A 16,281-nucleotide genomic window follows, 5' to 3' on the forward strand; every position below is an offset into this window, starting at 1 on the left:
TTTCCGTAATATTAAATTTTTTGAGTTCCTCAATTATAGCTTTTTTCTTCTTCTTCGGGATTTTGAATTTTGTTTTAAATTCCGTATTATCTTTGAACTTATAATCCATAAATCCCGAAACTATAAAAGCACCGGACTGCGCTATAATTCTTTTATTTGACTTAAAACTACTAACAAAATAATATTTTTCAAAAAATCCGGTTCTATTTTGTTCACAAAATATGGCTTTTCTTTTTGTATGAAACTTAATAATTTTCCATAGCTTTCTGTTTCTTTTACTTCTAGTGAACTGCTTTTTAAATATACTGTAAACGCCTGCTTATTTTTCGTTGTTTTATAATTATCGATTAACGATTTAAGACATGTTTTCTCGGACTCACTTAATTGGGATAAATTACATATAATAGATAGCTTATCACTATCCGGATTAAGGATTTCCTTCTCTTTGAACTTAAATGTAAAAAAAGCGCCATCTTTACATTGTTCTTCTTCGTTATTACATGCAAAAAAAAGCGCAACTAATGGATTCGTTGTGACATCAAGCAATCTTGTCGGTAGTCCATAATGTTGACTACGCATGAGGCGCTGAAAGCAAGTCACATCCTTTTGAAACTCGTCCGGTATTTCATTGATCAATTCAGTCAAACTTTTGCATTCAACATCAGCACCGTTCTCATACCGGTTAAGACTCGGTTCCGGTTCCCAATCAAAGTCTGCTTGTCCACGATAACAAAATACATAATTTTCGGCTTGTTGAGACGAGTCATCATTACTTTCTTTGTGTTGTGCCGAGGTATCATTACTTTTGGTTTGTTTGTTCAAAACCTTTTCGATGAGATCGGATACACTATTAATTATTTTTGTTTCATCACCTTTTTCAGCACTACTCCTAATTCCCTTCAGATACCTAAATTTGGCGGGTAGTAGGCGATTTAGAAGTAATTTGTCATTCCCCCACATGCTCATAACTCACATTTGTAAAAGCTGTTTTGGCCAATATAGTCTTTCTTGGACTTATGGGCGTTTCCGTATTTTAAGATTGGCTCGCGGATCTTTATTCAGTTGCTTTAGTCGTTTAATATCCAGCGTACGACTGGTCGTTTTTATTTGCTTGTTTTTAAAACCAAAATACTCATTAATTAACCAGCCTGGACCGTTATAAATTTCTTCAAGATCGCCATTATGCTTTATCTTTAAGCCCAAATAATAATCCGGTACTCTTTCCTCCGTCACCCCCATATAAAAGATACTGTCTTGCATAGTTACACGAAGTTCTATTTTTGCTCCATGATTATCGGGATGCGTCGAAACTGCATTATGCTGTTGTTGTTTGGGGCTTAATATTTTTAAAAAATAATCAGCTTCTGCAAGTGTTTTACCAATATCCCCTAAAAGAACACCATCCAATGCGAAAGATCTTGCAGGATAAGCCTCTCGTAATTTATCACAGATTGCCAACAACTCTGCGATAGATTGTTTTAATATCGTTGGCGAAGATGCCATATCAAATCTCCAATTCCGGCAAGTTGCGAATAATTTTCATCGTCTCCAGAGAAACAGTAATAGTTCTTAATAATAATTCCAGTGGATAGGCAGGATTATGCATCGTTTCGCGTGCAAAGTCATTGGCATCGTTAACAATTCCACTTGTTTTATCAATGCGTATACTTTGCCTTTCCATCACCCAGTCGATCGCCGTTTTATTGTTGACGATATAACCATAAGCGGCAAGTGGTATTCCCGTAATAGTTATTTTGTCATTGTAATGGATGACCGAGCGGTCTTTGTTTTTGCCCATCCCGCCATAGCGCATTCGGGTTACATAAAAATCGGCCGCACCAAGTGTTTTCTTTTTCGTAACAAGTTTGACCGGATATTGTTCTACACTTTCATAGTTCACATGCAAATGCCCCAATGCACGACCGGCGCTCACAAAAGCCTTGAAGTCTTCAAGTGTTTTGACAGCCGGAATATGGGGTAATTCTTTGACGAGATTGTCGGAAAAACGGGCTCGAAACTCCGGTGAATGCAAAATCCCGTAAATATAATAAAACAGGTCTTCTTTAGTGATGTGATTATCTGAATAGGCGGTTTGATAATATTTTAAAGCCTCATCGGTGATAGCATCAGAACGCTTGAAGCCACTCTGTTTGGCGCCCTCTTCTTCCCCTTCACGCGCATCATTTTTTTCATAAAAATAAAGCGGAAAACATTGTCCATTATCTTCGAACTGGAAATCTGTAATCCTGTTTGACATGATAACTGAAAAACCGCCGCGCTTGCCATTACCGGACACACAAATAGCAAGGTTTTCCGAAGCCCCCGTCGGAAATATTTCTTTCATCGAATAGGAGCTGTGATTGAAACGTGTTGCGCAATAGTGCCATGATTTTGTAAACGGCCGGACATTGGATATTTCGGTCAAATTTTCCGAAAAGGTTTCTTTGATCTGTTTTTTAAAACTTGCCTGCCAATTGCCCCCGCCCCAACTGAATTTTTTGACGTCTTTTTTGACAAAATCTCGCACATTGACGATTGTATTGGGAAAGCGTTTCCTATAGCGGGAATATCGGTCAATTTCCTGATTATAAAATTCTGTCATCCGCCGGACATTTTGCAAGAGCTTCGTTCTTGACGCGTTATAGACCCATGCATCCCGCCCCGAAACAACGCCGCTTGAATAGAGTTTGAAAATGGTGAGGCGCTGTTTATTTTTTTTGTCGCCCATTGCAGGAAAATTTCTGAAACACCCATCGCGTTGATTAAGCCAATCGTGATAATTGTCAGGAACAATTTTTTGCCATTTATCTTTAAGACCGGCAATGCTTTTGAGCTTTTTAATTTTTTCAAGCTTTTGAGTGATGTCGAGATAATCGCCAATATCATAGAAAAAAATCTGCCCTTTTTGTTTGACAAAAGGATTTTTGACAAGAAGCGAAATGGCAACAGGTGCGCGTGAACCGACGCCGAATATATTGCCTCCCTCTTTTTGTCGCAATGTGCCGGATGTGCGCGCATTTCCCCGCAAATGAAAAATGTAGATATTGGAAAATTCTTCGGCAAGACATTTGCGCATGCCATCGGCTGAGGCGGATTGAATAAAACCGGCATTGGTTACAAAGCCGATAATGCCGCAATTGCCGATATAATCGGACGCCCAACGGATAGCACGGATGTAGCTGTCATAAGAAGAACGCTTGCCACCTTTTGTCAATGTCGAAGCAAGATAGGTTTCGGCAATCCTCCGGTCAACTTCCGGATATTTCTGATTGGCCGCATCATCATTGGCGCTCTCCTGCCCCGTCGAATAAGGCGGATTGCCGATAATAATCCGGATATCCGGCAAATCGCGTCTGTTCTCATAATTGAGCTTCCTATGATCCGGTTGGCGATCGTGGCTGTTGGCAGAGTCCACCAATCGGGATTTGTCTTTTTCACTGGTCACAAATGTATCGCAAAAATGGACACCTGAAAAAGCCCGATAGAACGTGCCGTTTTTCACTTGATAGGCTGTTTCGATATTGAGCTTGGCGATAAAATAGGCAAGTAAAACGACCTCATTGGCGTGAAGGTCGTTCTTATAAACCCGTTCTAAATCGTGCGGTTTGATCAACCCGCACTCGATCAAACGGGCAATAAAAATGCCTGTTCCGGTGAAAGGATCAAGGATTTGCACGCCTTGACTTCCAAACGAGCAATTAAACTCCCTTCGCAAAATGTCATCGACGCTGTGAAGAATAAAGTCCACAACTTCGACAGGCGTATAAACAATCCCTAAACGATTGGTGATTTTCGGAAAAGCTCTGCTGAAAAATCGGTCATACAATTCGGCAATGAATTTTTGACGGGCTTCCGGTTTTTGTTCCAATCCTTTTGCGCGTTCTGCAACAGCTTGATAGAATTGATCGAGGCTTTCCTTTGGTAAAATGCTGTGAATATCGTCAAAAGTGTTGAAAATTTTGCGAATGGCTTTTCCCGATAACGGGTTATGTTCGGCAATACTGGAACGTGAAAATAAACTATCGAAAACAGGTTTGCTAACGAGATATTGTGCCAACAGTTCAACGATGTCATCCTTGTCAGGAGGGCTTTCAATGTCTTTGCCGAGAAACTCTGAAAACTCGTCAAAAACAGCACCTATTTCCGTTTTGTCGGCATTTTTAAGACGTTCCGCAATTTGCCTGATGTAACTTTGTACAATCTTTGCTATATCGCTTGCCCATTCCTGCCAATAACGGGCACTGGCAAATTTCGCCGCCGGCTTTGTTGTTTCCAGAAAATCCAATTTCATCCCGCAAAAAATTTATCAATGACAAAGATTTACCGATTTCGAAGAAACATTTCTATGTCTGAACTCTGGTCGGGACATCCCCTTATTCTCCCTCGGGTAAGTATATTTTATTGCTTCCTATCATAGAGATAGCCGGTATTCAAATTGGCGAGACTGCGAAAATCTTCATTTTGTTTTAAAAGCCCGCCCGACAATCTTTCAAAATACGTTTCTCAAACAGTGATTTTCTGTTTTTGCAACTGTTAAAATCCTGTTTCAAAAGCAATTAACCGTTTGTCAGCATGTGAAATATTGATATGTGGGAAATTATATCTGACATAGCAACACCGGATATTTTTGACGGAAGGATAATTTACCTAATTACAAATTTCACCAACAACATTGTGCTTTATAATGTATGTTTCAGCAATTTCATATAAATCTCCTGTCTTATATTAACTTTTATAAAACAATTCATATTTTCAACTTTTTGTATTGATTATAATTTGAATCATTTCAAACACAGAATACAGAAAGAATAGGGCTATAGCGCCCACAATGACACTCATTACCAATGCCGCCAATTTAATAACCAATGCTCCCATGATGAGAGCTGTCATATTCCCTAAGATACTGACGACGAAGATATTCGGTATGTAGTGTTGCAAAACTTTCGGGCCAGTTAGACGTGTGCGCAACTTTAAAAATGTTGAACAATCGGAAAATACCTCTTCTTGCCGGGTAAATTTCCACTGATAGCTGATCATAGAGTTCCGTAAACCGCCTGACACATAATCATACCAGTCAGTTTGGTCTAATAGATCGTTTTTACACCAGGGAAAGCTGCAACTTGAAATGTCGGAATTAATTGGCAATATTGCCGAAAACCTTGACGTAGCAATATTAACCTTTTCATTTTCTTCGTCATTTTGAATTTTCCGGTCGATCGACGGGGGAAGTTTCAACTTGTCGTTAAAATGGAAACCGATACATTCTATGGCTTCATAGGCTCCCTGAAAGTCGCGGCCAAGCGGCCGTATCTGATAGAGAAGCGGACCGGTAGAATTTCGGTCAAGATAGAATCTAAGTGCAAAATAAACCTGACCGTCAGCGTCCAACCTTCGCTCGCAGATTGGATGGCCTTACTTTTGATAGATAATAATGTTCCCGTCGAATCCGGAAATGTTTCCAATTCCAAAGCCGATTTATCGATTTGTTGCTGTGCCATAACCGCCAAAACCGATTGATGAAGGTGCGTCACATGTTTGTCCAGAACCGCACCACCGTTCGCTTGTCCGGCTTACAGAATATGTACGGCCGTTATCATCCTTAACAGCATTCCGGATGCCCACACTCATACTGTTTGCGGCATAAGACGATCCAATAGAAACAGTCAAAATAGCAATAGATGATAAAACAGCAGGTAAAATACGCCTATTATTCTCCTCTCACTTAACAAAAAGCACATTTACCAGTAGGTAAATGTGAAAACAAAACCGCCTATTTGAAATCTTGCAATTCCTAAACCGTCTTTTATTTTTTGCTGAACAACATCTTGATCTACATTGTCCTCGTTCCAGCTGAATCCAAAAGCACCGTTATGCCAGGTGCTTTCAACACTGGCAGAACCGAATAGGTCTGATCGTTCTCCATTTGTATAAATCTCAAAATTACCGTTTTTCAAAGCGGCTAGTTGTTTTGAGATACTACCATCTTCATCGCCAAGCATTTTTTGAGCTTCGGTTAATTGAGCGCGGACAACATTTTTTGCAAGCTGCTTAAATTCATCCATCGACATATCCGACGGCACACGTTGATTTATTTGCCCACCTTGTAGATTGACTTTAGCCCAATCAGAGCAATGGATCATCATCATAGCATCATAACTCATAGGTTCATCATGTGTTGAGTAATATTCAACGAGCTTTGCAACTTGTTCAGCTGATGGTTTTTTATTAGGGTCCCACGTAATTGATGAAATTGCGGATTGTGTTCGGTCGGAAACAGTCGTATCAGCACCTACTTTTACAGTCGGTTCTTCGTTTTTCTTGGATTTTGCGGCTTCGGGGTGCGCTATATCAGTGATAAGCTTGAGCGCGATCTCTCCGCGCACACCGGATAAAGAATGTACAGATGTAACCATGGTCTCTCTCCACAACGATCATGGACGAGTGCTAATCCTCATGATTTTACGCCATCCGATAATGTATTTTTCATAAATACACTTAGATTGTATCACACAAAACACTAATCGAAAAGACTTTGTTGTTTGTTATCGTCCTGCTCTATTTTGCTTGTGCCGGCAGCGCGAAGCGATAGCAAAAAGAGAGAGAAGTGTCATACCAAACCATGTGCAACATTTTGCATTCAAATTTCGCCAATAAGCCGGCAAAAAAATTGAATGAAACAGATTTCAGACCGTTTTCTATTATGATTTTTATAATGCACTATTTGTAATGTATTATTATGAATAAAAGTCCTGATTGTAGGTCGGTGAATTTCCACCTGATATGTTAAAAATTATTGACGAGCTAAAAAGTGGAAACAACGATTTTTGCCCCCAAGCATAAAACCTTGAGATTGAATTCAGGACCTCTTTCCTTGGGACATTTCAAGAGTTGTTATGTTCTTCATGTTCGCTTTTAGCTATTTTGCGGGTGGTTGGAACGGCGCAGAAATTCGCGTGTTGGCCCGTCAAACTGGATATGTCCCTGATCAAGAACGATAACACGTTCTGTCAAATTCAGAATATCAAAACGGTCTGTCGACACGACCATTGTTGTATCCGGCTGCAATATGTTTTTAAGCACATTGGCAACACGCGACTCCTGTTTTTGCGACAATTGCGAGGTCGGCTCGTCCAGAATGAGAATCTTGCGTTTTGTCAGTGCAAGGCGTGCCGAGGCCAGCATTTGGCGATGTGCAGGATTGGGATAAAATCCGGCATCGCGCCATGTCACTTCCAGTTTGTCGGCAATTTGCATTTCGCCACTTACAAGATCAAGCTGATGGAGAATGTTTTCACATTCTTCGCGCGACAGCCGCCTTTCCAGACACAAAAATTCATAAACCGAGCTTGTCAACATCACATGTTCCTGCCAGGCATAATGAATGAGATGTTTGATCGATTCATCGCCGGCATGGAGCGGACGTTTTGAAAACGTAATTGTACCTTTTTCAAGTGAAAGATAGCCGGCCAGCAATTTTAACAACGTGCTTTTGCCGCTCCCGTTGCGCCCGAACAGTGCAACTTTCTGTCCCTTCGGTATAACAAGATCAAGATCATCGAGAATAACCTTTTCACTGTTATAGGCAAAAGTTCCATGTTCAATTAGCCATAATGGCGATTTGAGATTTTCGTATTTTTCAAGATGGATCGGCTGTTCCTGATTGTCGGAGCTTTCGCCGATAAGTTTTTTCAGCCGCTTGTAACTAAGATGGGCTCCATAAGCCTCATAGACAATACTTGAAACACCGAACAATGGCATCAACATACGGCCGGCAAGCAGAATAACCGCAAAAATTGCACCCTGATTTAGAGAACCGGCAAGCACCAGATAATAAGCCATAATGACAATGAGCACGAGCTGAATGCCATTGATTGCATAATTTAAACGCTGGAAAGCAGCAGTTCGTTGATAACGCTTTTGCCAGGCTTCAATATCGGTCTCGGAATCGGACATATAGCGATCACTGACAACATCCGGCCGACCAATAATCGAAGCCACCATCATATCAACGGGTGTCGGAGGGTCGCGATGAAGTGGCCGTTCTTTAAACTGCAACTCTGCCTGTCGCCAATAGTAATACATGACGCAAAAAATAATGGCGATGATAAATAACGGAACAATGACAACCCATTGCCCGAGTATGGCAATGACCAAAAGAAAGAGCAGAATGAAGGGAACATCCACGACATTGAGATTCAAAGTCAAAAGCGCAAAATTGCGCACCATTTTCCAGTCATCAAGTGCCCGGAACTGGGCAGCGCCCCATTCATTCGACTGGCTGGCATTGACACGCAAAAGCCGCCTCACAATGTTGGGTTCGATTGTTGTGTGAATGCGCTGGATGAGCGAAATATTGAGCTTCTGGCGGTCACGACGAAGCAGGAATTCACCGAGCAATGCCAATGCGACTCCAATCGAAAAAGTCCATAACGATGCAGATGCATAGGCCGGTAAAATGCGGCTATAAATTGCATTCAGATAAAGCGGTGTGACCACAATCATCAGATTGATGAAAATCGAGCCGAAAAGCAATTTCCATAGAATAGAAACCGCCACCGGATCGGAAGAAATAAGGCGGCGCAAATCGAAATTATCAAGAAGGCTTGCTTTGAAAACCTGATATTGCGGAATGCATTGATCAGTAAATTTTTGAGCTTTTTCTTGAGCAGTTTTTGAGCCACCGTTTTCCGCATTGCCCAATTGCGCTATATCGCGCTTGTCATCCGTTTTGGCGAGTGCATCAAGTTTCACAACCTCGGCCGGATGCACAGTTTTTTTGAGAGCCTGCGGCTTTTCGCTTGCCTCGGGAGGCCGTTTTTCCAGTTCAAGGGAAGGTTCGATTTTGCTTTCAACGGTCACCACATCCGCAGCAGAACGGATATTATCAGCTTCGGCTTTGTGGTGGCTTTGCTCTTTATCTTCATCAAGAAAAACGAATGTCCCGTCATTTGCCACTTCCACCGCACGGTAATTACCCGCAGGGGTTAGCACAATATAGACGCCGCCAATCTGCAAAGCCGATTGTTTGTTGACGCGTACAATGTGAACGCCGAGTTGGCGCTCGACGAGCTTGATCAAGGTTTCGTCGCCTGACATTGGCAAAGTACGCAGACGCTGCCAGTGAAAAGGAAGAGAACCGCGTATTTTGTTACACGCGGTTTCCAGAGCGTCGATCAGAGGAGTCATTCGGTTCTTTCCAGATGTTATCGGTCAAGCGTCGCAAGAGAATTGGCAATGCGCATTATCCTCTGTCTTGCGGATGCGAATCCCCAACACTGCCTTTCGCAACGTCGATGGTGTTGCCCGTATCATGCGTGTAATTGCCATCTGAATCTTTCCCGAAAGCAGTCCATTGCTTATCGCCATTCCCGTTATCCGACGTCAGTTTCCATTGCCAATCACCTGTGCCGGAGGAAAAGGCGTTGAACTCGTCCTGACCGTCGACGAAGAAGTGGGCGTGGTAATGACCGTCGGTATCTGCCTTGCCGGTCATAAAGTCCTTGAAAAACTTGTCCATATCAAGGTTGACGGTATCTTTATAGTTATCAATAAAGCCGATGCCTTCGACATTTTTGATGCCACCGGAGATATTATAGATTGAACCAGGATGGCTGTTCGTCGAGTCAATTCTTTTTAGCATGTAGTCCGTGCCATCGCCGCCATCAAACGAAATAAGGTTTGTATTGTCGTTGGTCGGGTGAGTGGTGAATAGAACGCTGTCATCACCGCTCGAACCGATAATGCCGGTGATATTGTTCAGGTGGTCCTCATAAGTCGGATTTCTGTCACGAACGAGCGAACCATTATATTCACCTGCAAGCTTGTAGACAAAAAATTCGTTTGGATTGAGGTGACTGTAATCGACAACGCCATGCGTATAATCGGAACTTACACCACCATGGCTGATGAAAAGGTCATCACCACCGCCGCCGCCGTTAAATTTGTGTCCACCGGCACTGCTGCCTTCAAACACATCGTTACCTTGCGTACCAGTTATGGTTCCGATGCGTTTGAATACGTCGTGGCCTTGGGTACCTTGGGCAACATGGTTTTCGTCGTAACCGTAAAAGCCCTTTACCGTTGTTCCGGAATAGCTCTGCCCGTCATCCATTTTGACATAGACGCCATTTATAAACCGCCCGTTGCTTACATAATTGTAATAGAGGGTATCATTGGAAGCAGTGGAGAGATCATTACCATCAATATAGCTGATGCCATCCTTACTCGAATTTTCTACAGAATAGATCTGGTCGCCTTTGTAACCGCCGACCAATGTTCCGTCGGTACCCCAGCGGCCAATTATCTTATTATTGAAAAAATATGCACCATAAGCATTTTCAAAATCATGAAGCTCGTTTGTATATTGCTTGCCATTCTTATCCTTCCAAAGCGTTGTCGCTTCTCCGGTATCAAGGTTAATGGTCACATCATTCTGAATGCCGATATCCGGTTTGGCTGCCCATGGATCAAGCTGATAAAGATCGCGCTCGTCATCGGGCAACAAGCCATCGACACGCCCACCTAAATTCGGTGCGCCGACGAAATAAGTGTCAGAACCTGCACCACCGTAATAAATGTCGTGTCCTTGCGTTGCCAAGAAATAATTGTCTTTCTCGTTGCCGTAAATCAGATCATCAAATTTACTGCCAATAACATTTTCAACATTGGTTACATGACCCTGAGCGGCACCTTCGGCAAGCACTGCACCATTACTGTCATGGCTGAGTATATTTTGATTATTATTAATGGCATAACCTTTTTCACTGGCCGCCAGGTTTATATAAACCCCCTCGGTGCGTTGGTTCGGATCCATTGGAGCGACGTTTTTGCCGTTGGCATCTGTACTTTCCAGAACATCCTGAAACGAAATCCAGTCATTTTCCTTGCCGCCATCGGTTCGTGTACCACCATCATAGGTGAGTTTACCTTTACCGACATAAACAATATCGGTACCGGTTCCGCCATTGATAATCGTTTCTCCTGTTGAACCGCCAAGATAATATTTGTCATAGCCGCCGCGGTTGTTGATAACCGTACTGCCTGTCGAATATTGGAGGTGATAAACACCGGCCGAATTACCATTATCCTTGTTCAGACCGCTTGCGCTGCTATCAGCGTCATTGACAATACCGTCCGTTATAGTTTTCGAAGCAGATGAATATCTGAAATCGAAGTCGTCCGGATTTTGTGCTGCAAAATTCTCGTGTCTGACAATTGGTTGACTACCAAAGGAAAGCAAATTTCCGTCTTTGTCGGTATAATTGCCGTTTTTGTCCCGATAGTAATCCATATGCCCTTCGGAATCATAGACAATTCTGTCAAAGTTATTGTAACCGTCGTTACCACCCCCGTCAAAAATTGTAACATCGCCTTTGGCTTGTTGAAAATTATAGATATCGGAGTCGCCACCATCACTGATTTTTACAATAGAATCTGCGGTACCGGAATTCGTGAAATTATAATCACTCCTTCCCTGATCATCTACGATTGTGGTTTGAGCGATTGCCGAATCGTTAAAATAATAATTATCTGTGAGACGGAGCGTGCGAGATTCGTTAGAACCATGATCCAGAATCGTTACATTTTTTGTCGTTGAACTAATGAAGTTATATAAGTCGCCAAAATAGGAATCTTCGATCTTTACCGTATCGAAATTACTGTTATTGAAGAAATAATTATCGTCTCCATCATCACCAGCACCTTCAATAGTGGTTGTGGTGATGTTCACATCGCCGCCCTGTCCATACCTAAAGTAAAATTTATTATCACCACCCTGATCAGTAATATCGACCTTGGAATTTACAATTTTTGTATCTTCATCCACGCCGAAATTGTACGTATTATTCCCATTTAGGGTATCTGCGGCAATATCTTTAATTTTGACAATTGAATCATGTATCTTGTTGAAAATGTAAGTATCGCTGCCATCATCCTTTTCATCGCCTTTGGTATTTGTATCTTCGATACTTACTTTTGTTTTTGAACCGGTGAAGTCATAAATATCAGCCCCCAACCCATCTGTGATGGTAATATTATACAAATTATCGGCAGCAAAATTTTCACTTGTGGTATTCTGGAAATTATAAGTATCTTTCCCTGTACCATCAACGATTGTAATTGTATTTACATCACTGTTCGTTGAATTCTGGAAATTATAGTTATCCCAGCCACCACCATCTTCAATGTTTACTTTTGTCTTAACATTATGGAAGTTATAGTTCGAGGTCCCGTCACCCTCGGTTATCTTTACACTACCGCCTTGGGTGCGATCGAAGTTGTAATTATCTCCTCCGCTGCCACCCTTTACACCACCACCATCTCTGATCGTGATGTTCGAATTGTTCGTATCATTGAAGAAATAGTTATCTTGCCAGTTATCACCGTCGATAATACTGATTGTTGAAGCATCTGTGCGGTTGAAATAATAACGATCCTGACCGGTGTCATCCTGAATATTGACAGTCACATTGGATATATGATCCGTATCCGAGTTACCATTACCTGCGAAGTCGTAACTATCATCAGCATCGTTGGCGCCATAGTCATGAATGTCGACTTTCGCGTTCACTGCATTACGGAACGAGTAATTATCAGCCCATCGACCGCTGTCATCGATTTTTACTGACGAAATAACCGAACTGGTCGCATCGCCGAAATTGTTAAAATTATAGTGGTCCGAACCATAATCGTCTGAAATATAAATATGACTTCCACCGGCAACGGCGTCAGATTTCGCTTTCACGTCGTTGAAGTTATAAACATCATCTCCCGAATTAGTACCACCCTGATCTTTGATAGTAACAGTGTTGTCCTGATCAACCAGGATACGGTTGAAGTTATAGTTATCGGAGGCACCACCATCGGTTATTGAAACCTTTGAATAGGAATCATCGAAAAAGTATTGATCCCGATCGTTCGAGCCACTATTGCCGATTGCATAATCCACAATTGTGACCGAGCCGCCTTGCGTGCGGTCGAAATAATATTTGTCGGCACCGCTTTCGTCGGTGATGTTGACGATTGTATTGGAGATAAAATCTGTCGGGTTCTGACCGCCTGATGATGTATTATGGGTAGCAAAATCATAAACATTGTCGAGATTTTGCGATGTGCCACGATTGGAGAAGTGATCATAGATCGTAATATTGGAGTCTTTTGCCTCATGGAATCTATAATCGTCTTGACCTGATCCGTAATCGTCAATGTTCACCTTGCTGGTGATTTTATTAAAATAATAATGGTCTGTGCCACCCGTATCGGAAATAACGATATTTGCAGCCGCCCCTGTGGCAAAACTTGATGCCTGGGTGTTGTTGAAATTATAGGTGTCTGTATAATAGTTGTTACTATTATCGGTAATTTTAATTGTATTTTCAGCCGATGTTGTAGAATCGCTGAAATCATAGCTATCACTGCCATCCTGATCTGTAATATCGACTTTCGTATTAATTTTAGAAAAATGATATTGATCAGCCGCCACTGTTCTGTCGTTTGAATTTCCGACACCTGTATCCTTGATGGTTACAGAACCGCCTGTTGTGCGATCGAAGTTATAAAGATCATTGCCATACTCATCGGCGATAGCAACCGTCGTATCATTAATATGATCTTCAGCGGATTGGTTATTTTCCTTTAGCGTTGCAAAGTCATAAATGTCGTTGCCACCGAGATAAATACCATCATTGAGGTTGTTAATCGTAATGTCGGATTTATCAGCGTTGTGGAATGTAAAGTAGTTGTCGCCCGAGCCAATATCATCAATACGGACTTTGGTCTGAAGCCGGTCAAAGTGATATTCGTCCTTGCCGCCTTTATCCAGAATCGAAACATTCGAAGCCGTACCTTCAGCCCTGCTTTCCGATGTTACATCATTGAAATTATAAATATCATTGGCGGTACCATAATCCTTGACTGTGATTGTGTTATCCGCACTCGTCTTAGCATTTTCAAAGGAATATTTGTCAGCACCATCCTTATCGGTAATATCAACTTTCGTTTCGGCGCCCGAAAAATGGTACTCATCCTTGGCTACATCTTTTGCGCTGATCTTGCCTTCGTCATCAATCGTGACAGAACCACCTTTTGTGCGGTCAAATTGATATTTGTCACTGCCATTTTCATCAAGAATAGTAACAACGGAATTCTCGATATGGTCGTCTGCGTTTGAATTTTCGGCAGTCAAGGTCGCAAAATCATAGATATCGCTTCCGCTTAAACTGTCACCATCATTGCGATCATTGATCGTAACATGATTGTCTTTAATATTGTGGAACTGATACTGATCGTTACCGGCCGCCGAATCATTAATTTCTACACGATTGGTCGCCTTGTTGAAGTGATAGAAATCACTTCCGCCGGCATCTGTAACCTTGTTTTGCCCTGTTGAGGATTCAAAGTTATAGGTATCGTTCGAGTCACCTTTACCACGATCGACAACGGTATTGTTGCCCGAAGAATTGACAAGATTATAAGTGTCTTCCCCTGAGCCGGCAAATAATTGGTTATTACCGCTCGACCCCTTAATAATGGTGCTGTCTTGCGGATCGGTCATCTGCATATCGAAAACGTTATTGCCATCACGTCCGTCGAAATAATAGGAAGTCGCTGTGTCACCGATCAGAAAATGATCATCGCCTTTGGTACCGACAATTTCGGTAAAATTATGCATTTCCGCAACATCGCCATTGCCGGTATCGGTGATCTTGTTATTGGCAACATCGTATACCAGTCCTGGCAGTGCATTTGACCCTTCCTCGGTGGTAATCGGATAATCATCACCAAAGATCAGGCGGTTTGTACCACCCTCGCCATCATATTTGATGTTGTTGTTGAACTGCGAAGCATAAATCGTATCGTTTCCGCTGCCGCCATAAATTTCACGTGCATTCGGCGTTTTCGGCAAAACAATCGCGTGATTACCATTGATAACCGTATCCGGATGATCTCCGTCATACTGGTTGGTAAATTCGGATTTGGCTTTGGTTATCCTGCCCTGAGCATCAACCCAGGTAATGTTGATGTTGTTGCCGTTATAATCGACATTGCCCTTATAGTTAACGAATATCTCGTTATCTTTAAGTTCGATACCGTATTTGGCAACAAAATCATCATATCCGGGTCCTCCCTTCCAGATGATAGTCATACCGTCCGGAATGCCGGTTATGTTCTTGATAGCTTTACCGGCAACAGATTCTCCGCCTACCAATTGGTCGAAAGTGACAATACGCCCTAAACGACGATCCAGATTGTTCGGGCTGTTTTCTGTATTGACCTGACCATATTTGAAGGCCTCGTTATCGGCATGGACAGTAAAACCTTTTTCCTGATCAGCCTCATTGCGCAAATCAAGAATAGCAGGTTCACCATATTGAACACCAAGATCAGGATTTGTACGTGCAGCAGGCGAACCGCCGCCCAGATGCCAAACGGTCGATTGTGTTCCGTCTCCATTGTCAACAACCGTTTTGGTGTTTGTTACCTGATAAAGATTAGCCTGCTCGACAAAAGCCAATCCCGCATTACCAGTGTTATCGCCATCGCCACCGGTATGATCATTGTTGTTATCGTTATTACCGCCATTGTGATCATTGTTGTTATCGTTATTGCCACCATTATGATCACTGCCATGATCAGGATTGCCAGGTGTTGTTGGTGTTGACGGTTCCGACGGTGACGCTGGCATTACCGGAGCAGGCATTGCCTCGGAAGGAGTGTTGGTCGACGGAGGAGTGCCGCCTCCCGCTGAAGTCGATGGAACAAAACTTATCGTATCCTCTACAGATGGCGGATTGCCCAAAAAATCGGCCACAGACAGATGTTCATCGCTGTCGCCTTTACCGCCACCCTGACCACCTGTTACGTCGTCGGAATCAAGATCTGTCGTTTCACTTACCGGTGCCGACTGGACAACGGCAACCAAAGGATCGGCATTGGCATCGCTCTTGATATTGTTTTCACGAATTTCGCTGAGTTCGGGGCCGGGTTCGATCAAATCGGCACGTTGGAACAATTCATTCGACGAAACACTTGTCCCGTCAGCAAAATTCAGGTTGAACAGATTTTCATGCATAGAAGACATCTGCGCAGCCTGAACCAATGTCAGTTCCGAACCGTCCTGGGTGCGAATAACCACATCGCTCCCGCGAATAATAATTTCGACTTGGGAAATAGCTAGCGGTACATCGTTATCCGAATAAGTATCAACCAGAACGGACACGCCGTCCTTCTGCGGAAAAGGTAGTTTCATTTCGATATAACCCCTAAGATAATCCAATACCCCGA

At 42.5% G+C, this 16,281-nt stretch carries 7 protein-coding genes; all 7 read right to left on the bottom strand.

Features of this window, described 5'->3' with window-relative positions; translation table 11 throughout:
* Positions 1-141: 141 nt before the first annotated feature.
* The 7 genes from BBC0178_RS09150 to BBC0178_RS09185 all read right to left on the bottom strand — a co-directional run bounded on the left by BBC0178_RS09150 (position 142) and on the right by BBC0178_RS09185 (position 16,246).
* Positions 142-960, bottom strand: coding sequence for an FRG domain-containing protein (locus tag BBC0178_RS09150; protein ID WP_188317724.1), 819 nt, complete (start codon positions 958-960; stop codon positions 142-144).
* A gap of 54 nt (positions 961-1,014) precedes the next feature.
* Complete coding sequence (locus BBC0178_RS09155) at positions 1,015-1,503, bottom strand: DUF6998 domain-containing protein (protein ID WP_078039935.1); 489 nt, start codon at positions 1,501-1,503, stop codon at positions 1,015-1,017.
* Between the two features lies 1 nt (position 1,504).
* On the bottom strand, positions 1,505-4,285 hold the full coding sequence (locus BBC0178_RS09160) for a type ISP restriction/modification enzyme (RefSeq protein WP_149867475.1): 2,781 nt from the start codon (positions 4,283-4,285) through the stop codon (positions 1,505-1,507).
* A gap of 467 nt (positions 4,286-4,752) precedes the next feature.
* The gene (locus tag BBC0178_RS09165; protein WP_077972551.1) at positions 4,753-5,388 is read right to left on the bottom strand and encodes a hypothetical protein; all 636 of its coding nucleotides are present in this window, start codon (positions 5,386-5,388) and stop codon (positions 4,753-4,755) included.
* A 350-nt stretch (positions 5,389-5,738) separates the two neighbouring features.
* The gene (locus BBC0178_RS09175; protein ID WP_078039939.1) at positions 5,739-6,413 is read right to left on the bottom strand and encodes a hypothetical protein; all 675 of its coding nucleotides are present in this window, start codon (positions 6,411-6,413) and stop codon (positions 5,739-5,741) included.
* Positions 6,414-6,912: 499 nt separating this feature from the next.
* Positions 6,913-9,186 (bottom strand): ATP-binding cassette domain-containing protein, encoded by a 2,274-nt coding sequence (locus BBC0178_RS09180; RefSeq protein WP_078039940.1) that lies wholly within the window; start codon positions 9,184-9,186, stop codon positions 6,913-6,915.
* Positions 9,187-9,241: 55 nt separating this feature from the next.
* Positions 9,242-16,246, bottom strand: a complete 7,005-nt coding sequence (locus BBC0178_RS09185; RefSeq protein ID WP_149867476.1) for a beta strand repeat-containing protein — start codon at positions 16,244-16,246, stop codon at positions 9,242-9,244.
* Between the last annotated feature and the right edge of the window lie 35 nt (positions 16,247-16,281).

The organism is Ditibartonella apihabitans, from assembly GCF_002007485.1.
GTDB lineage: Bacteria > Pseudomonadota > Alphaproteobacteria > Rhizobiales > Rhizobiaceae > Bartonella > Bartonella apihabitans.